The following is a 13,598-nucleotide window of genomic DNA, read 5'->3' as shown; positions in this document are numbered from 1 at the left end:
GCGAGCGGTCACACTTACGCCTTCTGCTCGGGCTGACGCAGACGGATATGCAGTTCCTTCAACTGACGCTCGTCGACTTCGCTCGGCGCCTGCGTGAGCAGGTCTTGCGCGCGCTGCGTCTTCGGGAATGCGATCACGTCGCGGATCGAATCGGCGCCCGCCATCATCGTGACGATGCGGTCGAGACCGAACGCGATACCGCCGTGCGGCGGCGCGCCGTACTGCAGCGCGTCGAGCAGGAAGCCGAACTTCAGACGCGCTTCTTCCGCACCGATCTTCAGCGCGCGGAACACCTTGCTCTGTACGTCTTCCTGGAAGATACGCACCGATCCGCCGCCGATTTCCCAGCCGTTCAGCACGATGTCGTACGCCTTCGCGAGGCAGCGGCCCGGATCCGTTTCCAGGTATTCCAGGTGCTCGTCCTTCGGGCTCGTGAACGGGTGGTGAGCGGCGACGTAGCGGTTTTCCTCTTCGTCGTATTCGAACATCGGGAAGTCGACGACCCACAGCGGCTTCCAGCCCGCTTCGACGAGGCCGTTCGCCTTGCCGAACTCGGAATGACCGATCTTCAGACGCAGTGCGCCGAGGCTGTCGTTCACGACCTTCGCGCGATCCGCCGCGAAGAAAATGATGTCGCCATCTTGCGCGCCCGTACGTTCGATGATCGCTGCGATCGATGCGTCGTGCAGGTTCTTGACGATCGGGCTTTGCAGACCGTCACGGCCCTTCGCCACTTCGTTGACCTTGATCCACGCGAGACCCTTCGCGCCGTAGATACGCACGAATTCCGTGTAGCTGTCGATATCGCCACGCGAGAGCTCCGCGCCCTTCGGCACGCGCAGTGCCGCGACGCGGCCGTCCTTCGTGTTGGCGGGCGTGCTGAACACCTTGAAATCGACGTCCTTCATCGCGTCCGTCAATTCCGTGAATTCGAGCTTCACGCGCAGGTCCGGCTTGTCCGAACCGAAGCGGCTCATCGCTTCCGAATACGGCATCACGGCGAACTTCGCATCCAGTTCGACGCCGATCGTTTCCTTGAACACATGACGCGTCATGTCTTCGAACAGATCGCGGATTTCCTGCTCACCCAGGAACGACGTTTCGCAGTCGATCTGCGTGAATTCCGGCTGACGGTCGGCGCGCAGGTCTTCGTCGCGGAAGCACTTGGTGATCTGGTAGTAACGGTCGAAGTTCGCGACCATCAGAAGCTGCTTGAACAGCTGCGGCGACTGCGGCAGCGCGAAGAACTGGCCCGCGTTCACGCGCGACGGCACGAGGTAATCGCGCGCGCCTTCCGGCGTGCTCTTGGTCAGCATCGGCGTTTCGATGTCGATAAAGCCGCGCGAATCGAGATACTTGCGCACTTCCATCGCCACGCGATAGCGCAGACGCAGGTTGTGCTGCATCTGCGGACGGCGCAGGTCGAGCACGCGATGCGTGAGGCGCGTGGTCTCCGACAGGTTGTCGTCGTCGAGCTGGAACGGCGGCGTCACCGACGCGTTCAGCACGGTCAGTTCGTGGCACAGCACTTCGATCTTGCCGCTTTTCAGGCCGGCGTTCGTCGTGCCTTCCGGACGATTGCGCACGACGCCCTTCACCTGGACGCAGAACTCGTTGCGCACGCCTTCAGCCGTCTTGAACATCTCAGCGCGGTCCGGGTCGCAGACAACCTGAACGAGGCCTTCGCGGTCGCGCAGGTCGATGAAGATAACGCCGCCATGGTCGCGGCGCCGGCTCACCCAGCCGCACAGCGACACGGTTTGACCCAGCAGGTGTTCGGTCACCAGACCGCAGTATTCAGATCTCATCGACATGATGTTTGTCTTTCGTTTTGCATTGGTTGAACGGCGCGCGCCACATTGTGTTGCGGGCGGCGCGAGCCGGCATTACAGCGGTGGCTCGACGGGCGTGCGGCGCTCCGGAAGCGGCTGATTGGCCGGCGGAGCGACAACGCCCATCGAGACGATGTACTTGAGTGCGGCGTCGACGGTCATGTCGAGCTCGATCACTTCGGCTTTCGGCACCATCAGGAAGAAGCCGGACGTCGGGTTCGGCGTGGTCGGCACGTACACACTGACGTGGTCTTCCTTGAGGTGATTGACCACGTCGCCGCCGGGGATGCCCGTCAGAAACCCGATGGTGTAGGACCCTTTACGCGGATATTCGATCAGCAGCGCCTTGCGGAACGCATTGCCGCTCGACGACAGCAGCGTGTCGGACACCTGTTTGACGCTGGTGTAGATCGGGCCGACGACGGGAATGCGCGCAACGATCAGTTCCCACCAGCCGACCAGCTTCTGCCCAACGAAGTTCTGCGTCAATAGCCCGACGACAAAAATGAAAGCAAGCGTCAACACGGCGCCGAGGCCGGGCAGGCGGAAACCGAGCATGCGCTCCGGCTGCCACGAACGGGGCAGCAACAGCAACGTCTGATCCATCGTGCCGATGATCAGACCCAGCACCCACAACGTGATGGCGAGAGGCACCAGCACCAGCAGGCCCGTCAGAAACACCGATTTGAGCGTCGTCTTTTTCGTCGTCATGTGTACCGCCAGAAATCCGCGCAGCTGCGTTGCGCGGCGTCTACGTCACCTCGAGGTGGCGAAACTGCTAGGTGCCCGAGCTGCTGGCCGGAGCAGGCGCCGCTGCGGGCGCGGCGGCCGCCGGTGCGCTGGTGGATGCGGCGCTGTCCGACGAGGACGAGGCGGAAGCCGTGTCCGGCTTGCTCTCCGTCTTCGCGTCCGATGCAGCCGCACCGTTGCTGGACGCACCGCCCGAATTGCCGCCACGGAAATCCGTGACATACCAGCCCGAGCCCTTCAGCTGGAAGCCGGCGGCGGTAACCTGCTTGCGGAATGCATCGGTTCCGCACTCCGGGCATTGCGTCAACGGGGCGTCGCTCATTTTCTGGAGCACGTCCTTCGCGAAGCCGCATGACTCGCATCGATAAGCGTAGATCGGCATGACCTTGTCCCTACTGAAATCTCTTAGAACGCTTGCAAAGCCTTGAATTATAGCCGCAAACAATGGCTGGCCCTGGAATTCGGGGGAAACGGCCGGCATAACGACCACTGAATTAAATGAGGACGCTTCAGGCGAACATCAAGCCCTTGCTGCACCGCGCCGACGCCACGTCAGCCAGCGCTCCCGCCCGGCGAAGACCGCGATCGAATCGTCGACGGGTTCGTCTTCAACCAGTTCAAAATGCATCGACAGGAGCGCGTCGAGTTCGGCGCGGTCGATGCCGAACGGCGGCCCCTTTTGCGTCGCGCCGATGAAAAAGAACCCGGCGAGCAATCCGCCCTCAGGCAAGAGTTCCGCCATCCGGGCGAGCCAGTCCCCTCGCCGCGCCGGCGGCAGCGCGCACATGAACGCGCGCTCGTAGATCCAGCCCGGTTCGAAAGGCGGCTGGTACGTGAAGAAGTCAGCCTCTTCGACCAGATCGCCACGCGCGCCCAGTTGGGCACGCGCTGCTTCGACGGCACGCGGCGCGAAGTCGATCGCGCGAACGGGCCAGCCTTTCTCGGCAAGCCACCACGCCTCGTATGCGCTCCCGCACCCAGGAATGAGCACGGGCATCGGCGCGTGCCGCTCGACGAAAGCCTTGAACGCGGACGGCACGCCTGCCTGATCCCACGGCGTGAAACGGCGTTCGAACCGTTCGTCCCAGAACCCGGGCGCGTTCGGATCGCGGTTTTCGAAATCAGAAGGGGGAATGACTGGCCGCTTGTCGCTCATAGGGATACCTCGTCGATGGCGTTCAATAGCCGCCGTACGCGATGGCGAGCCACGCGCGAGCCAGCACCGCGCCGATGCCCACCGCCACGCCGAACATCAGCAGCCCTTGCAACAGGCGGTTGGTACGCTTCTGTTCGAGCAGGATCTGGCGGATGGTTTCGTCGTTGATGCCGCGCTGCTGCGCGTCGTGACGCTGCGCCAACGCGTGATGAATCAGCCGCGGCAGTTGCGGCAACGTCTTGCTCCACTGCGGCGCCTCGATCTTGAGCCGCTCGTACCAGCCTTTCGCGCCGATCTGCTCGTTCATCCAGCGCTCGAGATACGGCTTGGCGGTCTTCCACAGGTCGAGTTCCGGATCGAGCGAACGCCCCAGACCTTCGACGTTCAGCATCGTCTTCTGCAGCAGCACGAGTTGCGGCTGGATTTCGACATTGAAGCGGCGCGACGTCGAGAAGAGCCGCATCAGCACCTGACCCAGCGAAATATCCTTCAGCGCGCGATCGAAATACGGCTCGCACACCGCGCGGATCGCGCTTTCGAGTTCTTCGACGCGCGTCGTGGCCGGCACCCAGCCCGACTCCAGGTGCAGCGTCGCGACGCGGTGATAGTCGCGCTTGAAGAAGGCGAGAAAGTTCTGCGCGAGATAGTTCTTATCGAAATCCGAAAGCGCGCCGATGATGCCGAAATCCAGCGCGATATAACGCCCGAAATGCGCGGGATCGAGACTCACCTGGATGTTGCCGGGGTGCATGTCCGCGTGGAAAAAGCCGTCGCGGAACACCTGCGTGAAGAAGATTTCGACGCCCTCACGCGCCAGCTTCGGAATATCGACGCCCGCCGCGCGCAGCGTGTCGACCTGACTGATCGGCACGCCGACCATCCGTTCCATCACCAGCACGTTGGCCGTGCAGTATTCCCAATACATCTCGGGCACGAGCAGCAGATCGAGGCCCGCGAAGTTGCGCCGCAACTGGCTGCCGTTCGCGGCTTCGCGCATCAGGTCCAGTTCGTCGTGGAGATACTTGTCGAATTCCGCGACCACTTCGCGCGGCTTCAGACGCTTGCCGTCCGCCCACAGACGTTCGGCCCACACGGCGATGTCGCGCAGCAGCGCGAGATCGGAATCGATGACAGGCAGCATGTTCGGCCGCAGCACTTTCACGGCGACCTGCTTGCCCGCATGCTGCCCTGTCTTCAGCGTCGCGAAATGGACCTGCGCGATCGACGCGCTCGCCACCGGCACGCGCTCGAAGTCGTCGAAGATCGTATCGACGGGCGCGCCCAGCGACTTTTCGATAATGGCGATCGCCACAGCCGAATCGAACGGCGGCACCTGGTCTTGCAGCTTCGCGAGTTCGCTGGCGATGTCGGGTCGCAGCAAGTCGCGGCGCGTGGACAGTACCTGCCCGAACTTCACGAAGATCGGCCCGAGGCTTTCGAGCGCGAGACGCAGACGCACGCCCGGCGGCTGGTCGAACTTGCGGCCGATCGTGGTGATGCGCAGCAACAGCCGCACGCGGCGGTCATTGACGCGGCTCAGCATCATCTCGTCCAGGCCGAAACGGATGACGGTAAAGAATATCTTGAGGAAACGCAGGAAACGCATGGTTGAGCCCGGTGACTAGCGCGTGCCGCGCGACGTGGCGGCGCCGCCCGGCGCATTGGCGCCACGGGCTTCGACCTTCTGTTCGAGACGCTCGATGCGCTTCTCGACGCGCGCCAGCGCGTCTCGGGCTCGCGCGAGTTCGGCGTTGAAATCGTCGAGCGCGGCGCGGCGAACGAGCTGCGGGTTTTCGTCCAGCAGATACTCAGTGACCGATTCGAGCAGATTACGGCCCGTACGCAGCGCATGATCGCCGACCGTGCGCGCCACCGACGCAATCCGCCATGCCGGCCCGTCGCCGACGAGCTTCGCGAGATCTTCTTCCGGCTCCCAGCGCAAATGCTCGGCGAGCTTTGCGATCACCGTGGCGAACTCGGCGTCGCCTTCGATCTTCACGTGCTTCATCACGGCAGCCTGACCGCCTTGCACGAACGCGGGAACGGCGTCCGAGGGTACAGCGACCGTGACGTCGAACGCCTGCGCTTCGCTTTCGTCGACGGCGCTCAGATAGCCGTCCGGCTGCACCAGCAGGATCAGCGTGATGGGAGGACAGGACAGCCGCGCAGTCTTGCCGGCGTATGGGGTGAGACGTTCGCGCGCCCACGATTCGCGAGCGAGCAGATGGTTGACGGCAGCAGCGAAGGGCTTGGCGGCAAGGGTCATCGGCAGTGGAAAGAGAAAACCCGCGCCGGCGACTGCCGACGCGGGTTCCTATTGTAACGTCCGTTCGCTGCGAGCCTGACTCAGCCGAACGGCTAATCCTTTACGGGATCAGTGAAGATTGACTTGCTGGATGCCCGCGAGCAGCCAGCCTTCGCCCGTGCGCTTCGACAGGTTCCAGATTTCTTCGAACGGTTCCGCCGAGCCGCCCGACGTTTCGCGGATCAGGCCGTGGAAACGCACGCTCGCCAGGTACTCGCTGCCGCGATCCTCGACGCCCAGCAGATCGGCGTCGAGCTTCACGACGTCGGTCTGGTTCTTGTCGGCGCCGCGCGAGCTCAGATCCACCCGCACTTCGGCGAACATTTCAGGCGTCGTGAATTCACGGATGTCGTCCATATTGCCGGCATCCCACGCCGCCTGCAGACGCACGAAGTAGACCTTCGCGTTGCGCAGGAAAGCTTCCGAATCGAAGCCAGCCGGAACTGTCGGTGTAGCGGCGACATCGGGCGTCGTCAGCGGATTGCCTTGCGGTCCGAGGTACGAGCCCGTGGGAGGCGCCGTGTAGCGCGGCTCCTGCGAGTAGCCCGTGCCGCCCGCGTTCAGCGTCGGCGAGCCGCCTGCGTAAGCGGGCGACTGCGCATCGCGCTTGCGGCTAACGAACTTGCGGATCAGCCAGATGGCGACGAACGCGATCAGCGCGATCACGATCAGGTTCGACATCATGCCGGCGAACGCTTCGCCCAGGCCGAAGTGCGACAGCAGCGCGGCGATACCGAGACCTGCCGCGAGACCGGCGATCGGTCCCAGCCAGCGCGAACGGTTAGGCTGCGCGGCGGGCGTAGGCGGCGGCGTCGCGGGACGCTGCTGCTGCATTGCCTGCGACGGCGCGCCCGGCGACTGCGAAGGCGACGGCGCCGTCTGCTGATGCGGCTGGGTGATGTTCGACTGACGCCCCATACTGCGGCCGCCGCCCATGCGTTTCGCTTCGGCGTCGAGCGAGGCCAGCGTGCCGACAGAGATCAGGCCGACCATCGCGATCAGTCCGATTCTCCTCGCCCAAGCCCCCTTAACCTTACAACGAGATGACAGATTCGAATCAGACATTTTCTCAATTTCCTTTAAAAACGGGAGGTTAGGGACATTAGTATTTCGTCCCCACATGCAAGGCTACCACGCCAGCTGACAAATTGTAATATTTGACGGCGTCGAGGCCAGCTTGTTCCATCATCGTTTTTAAAGTTTCCTGGTCCGGATGCATCCGGATCGATTCCGCGAGGTAGCGATAGCTGTCGGCGTCCTTGGCAAAGCGATCGCCGAGCCACGGAAGCACCTTAAAAGAATAGACGTCGTAAGCCTTTTTGAGCGGATCCCAGACCTTCGAGAATTCCAGCACGAGCAAACGCCCCGCCGGCTTCAGCACGCGACGCATTTCGGCGAGCGCGGCGTCCTTGTGCGTCATGTTGCGCAAGCCGAATGCCACGGTGACCACGTCGAAGTAGTTGTCCGGGAACGGGATCTTCTCGGCGTCGCACAGCAGCGCCGGCGTAATGACGCCCTTGTCGATCAGACGATCGCGGCCCACGCGCAGCATCGATTCGTTGATGTCCGTGTGCCAGACTTCGCCCGTTTCGCCCGCCCGCTTCGCAAATGCTTTCGACAGATCGCCCGTGCCGCCCGCGATGTCGAGCACCTTGTAGCCCGGCCGCACGTTGGCCTGCGCAATCGTGAACGCCTTCCACGCGCGGTGCAGCCCGCCCGACATCAGGTCGTTCATCAGGTCATAGTTGGAGGCGACCGAGTGGAACACACCGGCCACTTTCTTCGCTTTTTCCTGTTCGTCGACTGTCTGATAGCCGAAGTGGGTTTTGGTCATCGCGCTTCGTCCTTTCGCGTATTCTGAAAATTGTTGCGCCGCACCCAGGCGGCATGCCGGCCGAATCGTATCAGTGTCTGTGGCCGTGCGCTGGACTGGATACGGGCATCGGTGCGTCGCGCTCGACGCCTGCTGCCTGAAGTTTGTCGAAATACTCGGCCCAGAGTTCGTCCTGACGGGTCGCGAGATCCCACAACAGGTCCCACGAATAGATGCCCGTGTTGTGGCCGTCGGAGAAAGTGGGCTGCAACGCATAGTTGCCGACGCCTTCGAGCGCGGTGATCGTCACTTCGCGCTTGCCCGTCTGCAGCGTTTCCTGGCCGGGACCGTGGCCGCGCACTTCGGCGGAAGGCGAAAAGACGCGCATCAGTTCGAACGGCACGCGGTAACTGTTGCCGTTCGCGTACTGCAGTTCGAGTACGCGCGATACGGCATGAACGACGACGCCGGTGGGGACCGGCGTGTCGGGTGTCAATCCACTCATGATGACCTCAGGCGAGAGCGTGTTCGATTTCGCCGCGTACCGCTTCGCGCAGCAACGTGGCCTGTGCGCGCCGTTGCGACAGCATCGCTTCCGATACCGTGCGCTGACGCGGCGCCCAGATGGGCAGCGGGAAATGCGCGTCGTTGGAAAAACGCGGGATCACGTGCCAGTGAACATGCGGAACCTGGTTGCCGAGGCTCGCCAGGTTCACCTTGACGGGTTGCAGGATGCGACGGATCGCGCGCTCGACGGCGTACACCACGCGCATCACGCGATCGCGATCGCCGTCGCCCAGATCGGAGAACTCGGCGACGTGCCTGTTCCAGATCACGCGGCAAAAGCCGGGATAGTCGTGTTCGTCGGCGAGGACGACACGCAGTGTGTCGTCCTGCCACAGCACATCGCCGCCGTCCTCACGGCAGAAGATACAGTCCATCGTCGTCCTCGAGCGGAACCTTTATCGTGCCATTAGACCAGCACGCGCTCGATTCCGCCATTGTTCGCGCGCTGGACATAATCCGCCATCCAGTTGTCGCCGAGCACGTGACGCGCGATCTCGACCACGATGTAGTCCGCTTCGACGTTCGCGTCTTCGTTGTAGCGCGACAGGCCCTGCAGGCAGGACGGGCAGCTCGTCAGGATCTTGACGTCCGTGGCACCGTTCGCGCCGTTCGCGCCGTTCGCGCCGTTCGCGCCGTTCGGCTGCGGACCGTCGCCGGCCTTCAGCACCGAACCGGCAGGCGCACCCGCCGCGCCCGCTGCCGCGTTCGCCATGTTGATCGCGTTCGCGCCCGCATCGGCGACGACCGGGATGTTGCGCAGCTTCGCGGCACCCTTACGGATTTCCTCTTCCTTGCGGAAGCGCACCTGCGTCGACACGTCCGGACGCGTCACTGCGAGCGTGCCCGATTCGCCGCAGCAGCGATCGTTCTTCTCGATCTTGTAGCCGTCGTTCTTCTCGGTGCCCATCAGTTCATTGACGAGCTTGACCGGGTCGATCGTCTTGATCGGCGTGTGACACGGGTCGTGATACATGTAGCGCGTGCCCGTTACGCCGTCGAGCCTGATGCCCTTCTCCAGCAGGAATTCGTGGATGTCGATGATCCGGCAGCCCGGGAAAATCTTCTCGAATTCGTACCCGGCCAACTGGTCGTAACACGTGCCGCACGACACCACCACCGTCTTGATGTCGAGATAGTTCAGCGTATTCGCGACGCGATGGAACAGCACGCGGTTATCCGTGACGATCTGCTCGGCCTTGTCGAACTGGCCCGAGCCGCGCTGCGGATAGCCGCAGCACAGATAGCCCGGCGGCAGCACCGTCTGCACGCCCGCTTCCCACAACATCGCCTGCGTCGCGAGACCGACCTGCGAAAACAGGCGCTCGGAACCGCAGCCGGGGAAGTAGAACACCGCTTCCGAATCGACGGTCGTCGTTTTCGGATTGCGGATGATCGGCACGATCTTGTTGTCTTCGATGTCGAGCAACGCGCGCGCCGTTTTCTTCGGCAGGTTGCCCGGCATCTTCTTGTTGACGAAGTGGATCACCTGCTCCATCACGGGCGGCTTGCCCGTGGTCGCGGGCGGACGCGCCGTCTGCTTCTTGACGATCTTCTTCAGCACCTCGTTGCCGAGGCGCTGCGCCTTGTAGCCGACGCCCATCATCGCGGTGCGCGCGAGGTTGATGGTCTGCGGATTCGTCGCGTTGAGGAAGAACATGCCCGCCGCGTTGCCCGCGTTGAACTTCTTCTTGCCCATCTTGCGCAGCAGATTGCGCATGTTCATCGTGACGTCGCCGAAGTCGATCTTCACCGGGCACGGCGTCACGCACTTGTGGCAGACGGTGCAGTGATCGGCGACGTCGTTGAACTCGTCCCAATGCTTGATCGACACGCCGCGGCGCGTCTGTTCTTCGTACAGGAACGCCTCGACCAGCAGCGACGTCGCGAGAATCTTGTTGCGCGGGCTGTACAGCAGGTTCGCGCGCGGCACGTGCGTTGCGCAAACCGGCTTGCACTTGCCGCAGCGCAGGCAGTCCTTCACCGAATCGGCAATCGCGCCGATATCGGACTGCTGCATGATCAGCGATTCATAACCCATCAGTCCGAACGACGGCGTGTACGCGTTGCGAAGGTCCGCGCCTTCGAGCAATTTGCCCTTGTTGAAGCGGCCGTGCGGATCGACGCGCTGCTTGTACGCGCGGAATTCGCCGATCTCGTCTTCCGTCAGGAATTCGAGCTTCGTGATGCCGATGCCGTGCTCGCCGGAAATCACGCCATCCAGCGAACGCGCAAGCTTCATGATGCGCGCCACTGCGATATGCGCGTCCTGCAGCATCTCGTAGTTGTCGGAGTTGACGGGGATGTTCGTGTGAACGTTGCCGTCGCCCGCGTGCATGTGCAGCGCGACGAACACGCGGCCGCGCAGCACCTGCTTGTGGATGGCTTGCGCTTCGTCGAGGATCGGCTTGAACTCGCCGCCGTTGAAGATCTGGCGCAGTTCCGCGCGGATTTCCTGCTTCCACGACACGCGCACCGTACGGTCCTGCACGATGTGGAAGACGTTCGCGTCCGGCTGATCGTCGACGCGGTCCGCGAATTTCTCCGCGAGTCCCGCATAGCCGAGCTGCACCAGATAGTGCTGCGCCTCGCGCAATGACAGATCGAGCCTGTCGCGCAGGAATTCCCAGCGCTTCTTCACGTGCGCGAGCAGTTCCAGCGCCTGCTGCACGCGGTCTTCGAGCAGTTCGGCGCTCGGGATTTCGTTCGCGTCGTCGCTCTTGCCGAGCGGCAGCTTGCCGCCCCTGAAGAACGCTTCGAGGGCGTCGACCAGTTGCAGCTTGTTCTTGATCGACAGCTCGATGTTGATGCGCTCGATGCCGTCCGTGTATTCGCCCATGCGGTTGAGCGGAATCACGACGTCTTCGTTGATCTTGAACGCGTTGGTGTGCTTCGCGATCGCGGCCGTGCGGCTGCGGTCGAGCCAGAAGCGCTTGCGAGCCTCGGCGCTGACCGCCACGAAGCCTTCGCCGCTCTTGCCATTGGCCATGCGGATCACTTCGGACGTAGCCGTCGCCACCGCGTCCGCATCGTTGCCGACGATATCGCCGATCAGCACCATCTTCGGAAAGGCGTTGCGCTTGCTCTTCGTCGCGTAGCCGACGGCGCGCAGATAGCGTTCGTCGAGGTGTTCGAGGCCAGCGAGAATCGCGCCGCCCTGCTTCGACGTTTCGAACAGATAGTCCTTGATTTCGACGATGCTCGGAATCGCCTCGCGCGCCTGGCCGAAGAATTCGAGGCAAACCGTGCGCGTGTGCGCGGGCATCTTGTGCAGCACCCAGCGCGCCGACGTGATCAGACCGTCGCAGCCTTCCTTCTGGATGCCCGGCAGACCCGCGAGGAATTTATCCGTTACGTCCTTGCCAAGACCTTCCTTGCGGAAGCGGCGGCCTTCGATGTCGAGCAGTTCGGTGCGCAGCAGCTTTTCGCCCGGCGCGTACTCGCCGTCGAACCACTTCAGTTCGAAACGTGCGACGGGGATGTCGTGAATCTTGCCGAGGTTGTGATCGAGGCGCGTGACTTCGAGCCAGTTCCCTTCCGGGTCGACCATGCGCCACCAGGCGAGGTTATCGAGCGCCGTGCCCCACAGCACGGCCTTCTTGCCGCCCGCGTTCATCGCGACATTGCCGCCGATGCAGGAAGCGTCCAGCGAAGTCGGATCGACAGCGAACACGTAGCCGGCCTGCTCGGCCGCTTCCGTGACGCGGCGCGTGACGACGCCCGCGCCCGAGAAAATGGTCGGCACCTTGTGCGCGACGCCGGGCAGTTCCGTCAGTTCGACGGCGCCGAGCTGTTCGAGCTTTTCCGTGTTGATGACGGCCGAGAACGGCGTGAGCGGCACCGCGCCGCCCGTGTAGCCCGTGCCGCCTCCGCGCGGAATCACGGTCAGGCCGAGTTCGAAACACGCCTTGATGAGGCCGGCGATTTCGGCTTCCGTGTCCGGCGTCAACACGACGAACGGGTATTCGACGCGCCAGTCGGTCGCGTCCGTCACGTGCGAGACACGTGCGATGCCGTCGAAGCGGATGTTGTCCTTCTGCGTCTGACGGCCCAGCACTTTGGTCGCGCGACGTCGCAAGTCGGCCATCTTGTCGAATTCGGCGGCGAACGCATCGACGGCGCGGCGCGCGGCGCCGACGAGCGTTTCGACGCGCGCGGCACGTCCGACACCGGCGTCGTCGGCATGTTCGACGAGATCGGCGCGGCGGCGCTTTTCGATTTCCGTGAGACGGTGATTCAGCGCTTCGATCAGCAGCGCGCGGCGCTTCGGATTGTCGAGCAGGTCGTCCTGCAGGTAAGGATTGCGACGCACGACCCAGATATCACCGAGGACTTCATACAGCATGCGTGCCGAGCGGCCGGTGCGGCGCTCCGCGCGCAGTTCGTCGAGCGCGGCCCAGGCTTCGTCGCCGAGCAGACGGATGACGATTTCGCGGTCGGAGAACGACGTGTAGTTGTATGGGATTTCGCGCAGACGCGCTTCGGTATCGGCGGCAACGGAGGCGGCGGCGCCGTTCGGATCGAAAACTTGAGGTGCGTTCATGTTTGGACGACTCGGGTAAGTCAGCGGCGTGCGCTCATCGCTGGGGCTCGCTGACAGTGCGCGTGGGGCGCAATGCTGGAAATCTTTCTAGTGTGCGAAGCCGCAACCGGCAGGCCAGCGCCCGGGATCGCCGGGGATATGGCTGGAACGTGGGTGGCCGGTCGCCTCGCGGCGCTCAGATATAGCTACGCGATCGTGCGTGCCGCACATGCCGCTGCGCCGCGGGGCGAGCCTCACGCGGGACGGGCATCAAATGGGCGATCCGAGGCTGCCAGTGCATCATCCGATCTTCCGATCCTTGTTCCAAACCATGATTCTACCGCAGGATGGGGGCGCGCGTTCGCGCGTGGACCTACGTGGCGTAAGGGTTTGCGGTTTGGCTTTTCTGGGTTGTCTGCGACGCTGGTCGCCATGCTTTGGTTTTCGCTGGCATCCGCGTTGCCGTATCGGTTTGCTAGCGTTGCCCCTGTGCGGGGCGGCACCTACTTTTCTTTGCCAGCGGCAAAGAAAAGTAGGCAAAAGAAAGCCGCTTTTGAACCTCCAGTGCCTGCCAGGATAACGCTTCGGCATGCTGCAGTTGAGCTATCGCGCAGCGATGTCCGCACTCTGTAGAAAGCCCGCAGTCAACCGCGCAC

The 13,598-nt window shown here is 63.2% G+C and carries 11 protein-coding genes; all 11 read right to left on the bottom strand.

Translation table 11 applies throughout. The annotated features are described in order from the left end of the window. Nucleotides 1-14: 14 nt before the first annotated feature. Nucleotides 15-1,814, bottom strand: a complete 1,800-nt coding sequence (aspS, locus tag QEN71_RS02040; protein ID WP_201650819.1) for an aspartate--tRNA ligase — start codon at nucleotides 1,812-1,814, stop codon at nucleotides 15-17. A 72-nt stretch (nucleotides 1,815-1,886) separates the two neighbouring features. Beyond that, nucleotides 1,887-2,543 (bottom strand): DUF502 domain-containing protein, encoded by a 657-nt coding sequence (locus tag QEN71_RS02035; protein ID WP_201650820.1) that lies wholly within the window; start codon nucleotides 2,541-2,543, stop codon nucleotides 1,887-1,889. Between the two features lie 67 nt (nucleotides 2,544-2,610). Continuing rightward, a complete protein-coding gene (locus tag QEN71_RS02030; RefSeq protein WP_201650821.1) occupies nucleotides 2,611-2,964 on the bottom strand; it encodes an FmdB family zinc ribbon protein in 354 nt (117 codons plus the stop codon). A 138-nt stretch (nucleotides 2,965-3,102) separates the two neighbouring features. Next, on the bottom strand, nucleotides 3,103-3,738 hold the full coding sequence (locus QEN71_RS02025) for a class I SAM-dependent methyltransferase (protein ID WP_201650822.1): 636 nt from the start codon (nucleotides 3,736-3,738) through the stop codon (nucleotides 3,103-3,105). Between the two features lie 22 nt (nucleotides 3,739-3,760). Then, the gene (gene ubiB / locus QEN71_RS02020) at nucleotides 3,761-5,344 is read right to left on the bottom strand and encodes a ubiquinone biosynthesis regulatory protein kinase UbiB (protein WP_201650823.1); all 1,584 of its coding nucleotides are present in this window, start codon (nucleotides 5,342-5,344) and stop codon (nucleotides 3,761-3,763) included. Nucleotides 5,345-5,359: 15 nt separating this feature from the next. After that, nucleotides 5,360-6,004 carry a ubiquinone biosynthesis accessory factor UbiJ gene (locus tag QEN71_RS02015; RefSeq protein ID WP_201650824.1) on the bottom strand — a complete coding sequence of 215 codons (645 nt, stop codon included), beginning with the start codon at nucleotides 6,002-6,004 and terminating at the stop codon, nucleotides 5,360-5,362. A 108-nt stretch (nucleotides 6,005-6,112) separates the two neighbouring features. Further along, complete coding sequence (locus QEN71_RS02010) at nucleotides 6,113-7,108, bottom strand: Tim44 domain-containing protein (RefSeq protein ID WP_201650825.1); 996 nt, start codon at nucleotides 7,106-7,108, stop codon at nucleotides 6,113-6,115. A gap of 37 nt (nucleotides 7,109-7,145) precedes the next feature. After that, entirely contained in the window at nucleotides 7,146-7,877 is a 732-nt protein-coding gene (gene ubiE, locus QEN71_RS02005) for a bifunctional demethylmenaquinone methyltransferase/2-methoxy-6-polyprenyl-1,4-benzoquinol methylase UbiE (protein WP_201650826.1), read from the bottom strand. Nucleotides 7,878-7,947: 70 nt separating this feature from the next. Further along, on the bottom strand, nucleotides 7,948-8,361 hold the full coding sequence (locus tag QEN71_RS02000; protein WP_201650827.1) for a gamma-butyrobetaine hydroxylase-like domain-containing protein: 414 nt from the start codon (nucleotides 8,359-8,361) through the stop codon (nucleotides 7,948-7,950). Nucleotides 8,362-8,368: 7 nt separating this feature from the next. After that, nucleotides 8,369-8,797, bottom strand: a complete 429-nt coding sequence (locus QEN71_RS01995; protein WP_201650828.1) for an HIT family protein — start codon at nucleotides 8,795-8,797, stop codon at nucleotides 8,369-8,371. Nucleotides 8,798-8,829: 32 nt separating this feature from the next. Further along, nucleotides 8,830-12,963 carry a DUF3683 domain-containing protein gene (locus tag QEN71_RS01990; protein ID WP_201650829.1) on the bottom strand — a complete coding sequence of 1,378 codons (4,134 nt, stop codon included), beginning with the start codon at nucleotides 12,961-12,963 and terminating at the stop codon, nucleotides 8,830-8,832. Between the last annotated feature and the right edge of the window lie 635 nt (nucleotides 12,964-13,598).

The sequence above is a fragment of the Paraburkholderia sabiae genome (genome assembly GCF_030412785.1).
GTDB lineage: Bacteria > Pseudomonadota > Gammaproteobacteria > Burkholderiales > Burkholderiaceae > Paraburkholderia > Paraburkholderia sabiae.
Note: the sequence above shows the minus strand (reverse complement) of the source record. Positions and strands in the feature narration are given on the sequence as shown.

Excerpts from the sequence above, each read along its gene's own strand:
- aspS (WP_201650819.1), bottom strand. The coding sequence starts at position 1,814 with ATGTCGATGAGATCTGAATACTGCGGTCTGGTGACCGAACACCTGCTG.
- QEN71_RS02035 (WP_201650820.1), bottom strand. The coding sequence starts at position 2,543 with ATGACGACGAAAAAGACGACGCTCAAATCGGTGTTTCTGACGGGCCTG.
- QEN71_RS02030 (WP_201650821.1), bottom strand. The coding sequence starts at position 2,964 with ATGCCGATCTACGCTTATCGATGCGAGTCATGCGGCTTCGCGAAGGAC.
- QEN71_RS02025 (WP_201650822.1), bottom strand. The coding sequence starts at position 3,738 with ATGAGCGACAAGCGGCCAGTCATTCCCCCTTCTGATTTCGAAAACCGC.
- ubiB (WP_201650823.1), bottom strand. The coding sequence starts at position 5,344 with ATGCGTTTCCTGCGTTTCCTCAAGATATTCTTTACCGTCATCCGTTTC.
- QEN71_RS02015 (WP_201650824.1), bottom strand. The coding sequence starts at position 6,004 with ATGACCCTTGCCGCCAAGCCCTTCGCTGCTGCCGTCAACCATCTGCTC.
- QEN71_RS02010 (WP_201650825.1), bottom strand. The coding sequence starts at position 7,108 with ATGTCTGATTCGAATCTGTCATCTCGTTGTAAGGTTAAGGGGGCTTGG.
- ubiE (WP_201650826.1), bottom strand. The coding sequence starts at position 7,877 with ATGACCAAAACCCACTTCGGCTATCAGACAGTCGACGAACAGGAAAAA.
- QEN71_RS02000 (WP_201650827.1), bottom strand. The coding sequence starts at position 8,361 with ATGAGTGGATTGACACCCGACACGCCGGTCCCCACCGGCGTCGTCGTT.
- QEN71_RS01995 (WP_201650828.1), bottom strand. The coding sequence starts at position 8,797 with ATGGACTGTATCTTCTGCCGTGAGGACGGCGGCGATGTGCTGTGGCAG.
- QEN71_RS01990 (WP_201650829.1), bottom strand. The coding sequence starts at position 12,963 with ATGAACGCACCTCAAGTTTTCGATCCGAACGGCGCCGCCGCCTCCGTT.